Origin of the sequence: Pseudoalteromonas sp. SG43-1, from assembly GCF_014164415.1 — a bacterium.
GTDB classification, from domain to species: Bacteria; Pseudomonadota; Gammaproteobacteria; order Enterobacterales; family Alteromonadaceae; genus Pseudoalteromonas; species Pseudoalteromonas distincta.
This window is the reverse complement of record NZ_JACJFD010000070.1, coordinates 1-693: the sequence shown is the minus strand read 5'-3', so window position 1 is coordinate 693 and position 693 is coordinate 1. Positions and strand designations below refer to the sequence as shown.

The 693-nt window shown below is 51.8% G+C and carries 1 protein-coding gene; it reads left to right on the top strand.

Translation table 11 applies throughout. From position 1 onward, the window contains the following. Window positions 1-693: Ig-like domain-containing protein (locus H5159_RS20740; protein WP_182780969.1), on the top strand; the 693-nt coding region annotated here is incomplete at both ends.

Here is a 693-nt window from a genome sequence, read left to right as displayed (position 1 = left end):
CCCTTGCACAAGGTGACTTTACTGTAAGCGCGAGTATTACCGATGCGGCAGGCAACGAGAGCACAGCAAACAGCAGTGGTAATGTGGATACTATTACGCCAATCGTCACCGTTGATGCACTGGGCCTTGGCAACGATAGCACCCCAGTTGTTAGTGGTACCTCAACAGAGCCTGAAGGCACGGTTGTAAACATTGTTATTACTGACAGCAACGGTGATGAACACCCAATCACCGCCACCGTGGATGCAAACGGTGATTGGCAAGCAACCAGCCCTGAATTACCAGATGGAAGCTACACCGTGCAAGCCAGTATCACCGATGATGCAGGCAACACCGGCGGCGCGACACAAACGGGCAACCTAGATACCTTAGCGCCAACACTGACGTTAGACACAGTCGGCGCAACCAACGACAGCACGCCAACAATCAGCGGAAGCAGCAATGCGCCAGCGGGCACAGTGATAAACATCAGTGTAAGCGACGGCACCACAACAGAAACGTTTACTGCAACAGTACAAGCCGATGGCAGCTGGTCAGCCGATGTACCGAACGCGTTAACTGATGGTCTACTCACTATTGAAGCAAGCGTTAGTGATAACGCCGGTAATACCACTACATTAAGTGAAACCGCAACACTCAACACCACGGCCCCAAGCATTAGTATTAATGCACTGGTTGACACCAACGACACCA